Genomic DNA, 2879 nt, shown 5'->3' on the forward strand with positions numbered 1-2879 from the left:
GACCTGGCGGGAGCGGAGAAGATCCAGGTGGCCCATATCGCCGAGGCGATCCAGTACCGGGCGTTGGACCGGAAGTTTTGGGAGTAGGAGGGAGTGATCCAATTACGAGGCCTCGGTAGTTCCGATAGTAAACGGATGGGCAGAAGATGGTGAAGGATAAGATCGACGCATTGAGATGATTGATAACTGGCGTTCAGGGATTAACCGATATGAAGTGTTTATCGATGCCTGTGATATTCAACCGGAACAGGGCGAGGATGTATCCGACAGTGGGTTAGTCGATTGAGAGAACGTGGGAGACAAAAATTGGCGGAGATGAGAACGGAGATTATCTTGGAGGCAAAGATCGCTGATACATTTGAGTATCGCAAGGATTGGGATCTGGGATTTGTTACGGTGGAAGATAAGAACTGGGGTATTAATGGATCGCGGGTTGCTGTGGTAAAGAGGTGTATGAGCCAAACAAGATCGATTTAGAAGTGGTCTTTGGAAATGTCCCAGTTCGCTTAGTAGACAAAATGAAGCAAAGTGCCTCACACGCAGATAATGAGATTTTGCGTTAAGGAGTGGAGGAGTTTATGAACTTATATCATATAGAAGCAGTGGGTGAAGGCGGCAACAGGAATCCTTGGAGGGATTGCTTCGTTTTTATGGGGAGGGATTTCGCAAGCATTAATCACCTTGTTTGCCTTAGCTTGCATTGATTATGTCAGTGGGGTTATTGCTTCTGGAAAACAAGGGAAGCTCTCTAGTAGAGTGGGGAACAATGGGATTCCGGGCAAAGTGCTGATGTTTATGGTTGTTGCAGTTGCCAACTTGTTGGATCAAACATTAAGCGATGGTCACATGCTTCGAGATGCGACTATCGCTTTTTATATTGCCAATGAAGTGATCAGTATCATCGAGAACATTGGGAGGGCAGGGGTTCCGATCCCTGACGTAATTCGTAAGGCCGTAGCCGTGTTAAGTGAGAAAGGTAATGCTGACAAAGGGAGTGATAAAGAATGAGTTACTTGGTAGCGTTGGACGATGGGCATGGGGCGCGGACTCCTGGAAAACGGACGCCTGCTATTCCAAAGTTAGGAGGTAGATCCGTAAGGGAAAATGAATTTAATCATGAAGTAGTGAAGTATATGGATATCGAACTGAGAAGATGTGGGTTCCGCACATTGCTTGTAGCCCCCGATGATGAGGATATACCGTTGTCTGCTCGGACGAGTTTGGCCAATGCAAAAGGAGCCGATTTGTATATCTCGGTTCATTATAATGCTGGTGGTGGAGAAGGTGCGGAGACGTATCACTGGGCCGGTAGCCGAAGGGGAAAAAGGGCTGCGGAATTGATTCACAATCAGGTGTTGCGTTCGGGTGTCTATAGAAAAAACAGAGGAATCAAGACAGCGAACTTCCATGTGTTGAGAGAGACGAATATGCCGGCAGTTTTAGTTGAGTACGGGTTTATGGATGACCCAGGTTTGGAAGAAGCCGTACAGATGGTTGATCCCGAAGTGCAAAAGGCGTTTGCTGTTGCGACGGCCAAAGGAATCTGTGAGTATTTTGGAGTAAAGTATGTACCGGAAGCCCCTGCCAAACCGAAACCAATGTATAGGGTGACGGTGGATGGAAAGGAGATATTTGATACTGCTTATGTGGAGAAAATTTTAGGGGTTGTTAAGCAGGTTATTCAAGAGAAGCAAGGTGAAATAGTAATAAAAAAGTTGTAAGGTACATCAAACTGAGAAACGGAAATAAACTGTCTCCGTTTCTCTTTATATATTTTCCGTTAACGTATTTATACAATCAAGCTGAAAAGAAGAGGCAATAGCCAGTATGCTATTACCCTTCTTCTTTAACTAGTCACCAGTTGGTTCTGGATCTCCGTTTGAAAAACGAGTTGTTTGCATTTGTATCCCCCCCTTATTATAAATCGAAACCTTGTGCCTTGTAGTATAACTTTGAATACTTAATATAGTTTACGTTATCTCCTAACAAGAGGTAAACTTGCATCAACCCTTCAAGGGCTTCTAAATAAGTTTCCTCATTGGTGCGAAGTTTAATCACTTCCTCAAACTTGGAAAGTGCCTCTTCATATTTACGATCGGGTACAAAGGTTTTTGCAGTAAAGAGCATTGCTTGAGCATATTTTAGCACAGCATTTTCTTTTTCCGCAATTTTTCTTGCCTCCTGCAAGTATTTACGAGATGAAGAGTTGTCTTTTATCTTGAAATGGACAACTCCTAATTTAAGATAAGCATCAAGAATCAACCAATGTCTCCGAGTGATTTTATTCTTGAGGACAATCCCAGCTTCTAAACAAGATTTTGCTCTATGAAGTTTGTGGCTGCTTATGTAAATGTCTGCTAAGATAATGTACAGTTCCAACATCCTTTCATAGTTATAATTGATTCTTGCTATTTCCAATCCTTTTTTGGCGCATTGGGCTGCATTCTCAAACATTTTAATATCTTCTTTAAGTCTTGCTCGCAATGCATGAACTCCAAGTGCGTAGTCAATATCTATTTCAAGCGAGTTTATATTTATTTCTTCTAGAGTTTTCAAAGCTTCTTCTTGTCTGCCTAAACTTCGTAAATAAATGGCTTTGTTTGAAGAGCCATGTAGTAATACTTACGATCTCCATTAAGATCGAATGAATTTAAGCCTTGTTCTGCATAACGTAGAGCCTTTTCTCTGTTGCCGCGTTTAAATTCAATGATGGATAAGTGATTAAGACACAAAGGTTTAAGGTTTGTTTTTTCATGACCTAATGTTTTCTCTAATTCTTTGAGGGTGTTATTGAACTGTTGAACAGCATCATCGGATTAACCCCTTAATTTTGGACAGAGTGTATCTTAAGCTCGCTTTTTCACCCTTTTTCAACTAAA

3 protein-coding genes are annotated in these 2879 nt (G+C 42.1%); 2 read left to right on the plus strand and 1 reads right to left on the minus strand.

The window, feature by feature from the left end:
* Window positions 1-606 precede the first annotated feature (606 nt).
* Window positions 607-1008: a phage holin family protein gene (locus tag ACFQNG_RS18375; RefSeq protein ID WP_379867352.1), complete on the plus strand. Its 402-nt coding sequence runs from the start codon at window positions 607-609 to the stop codon at window positions 1006-1008.
* Window positions 1005-1721 carry an N-acetylmuramoyl-L-alanine amidase family protein gene (locus tag ACFQNG_RS18380; RefSeq protein ID WP_379867354.1) on the plus strand — a complete coding sequence of 239 codons (717 nt, stop codon included), beginning with the start codon at window positions 1005-1007 and terminating at the stop codon, window positions 1719-1721. The genes ACFQNG_RS18375 and ACFQNG_RS18380 overlap by 4 nt, the downstream gene beginning before the upstream one ends.
* Window positions 1722-1917: 196 nt before the next feature.
* On the opposite strand, the gene ACFQNG_RS18385 is transcribed toward ACFQNG_RS18380, so the two are convergent.
* Complete coding sequence (locus ACFQNG_RS18385; RefSeq protein WP_379867356.1) at window positions 1918-2556, minus strand: tetratricopeptide repeat protein; 639 nt, start codon at window positions 2554-2556, stop codon at window positions 1918-1920.
* Window positions 2557-2879 lie beyond the last annotated feature (323 nt).

It is taken from the genome of Laceyella putida, assembly GCF_042665195.1.
GTDB classification, from domain to species: domain Bacteria; phylum Bacillota; class Bacilli; order Thermoactinomycetales; family Thermoactinomycetaceae; genus Laceyella; species Laceyella putida.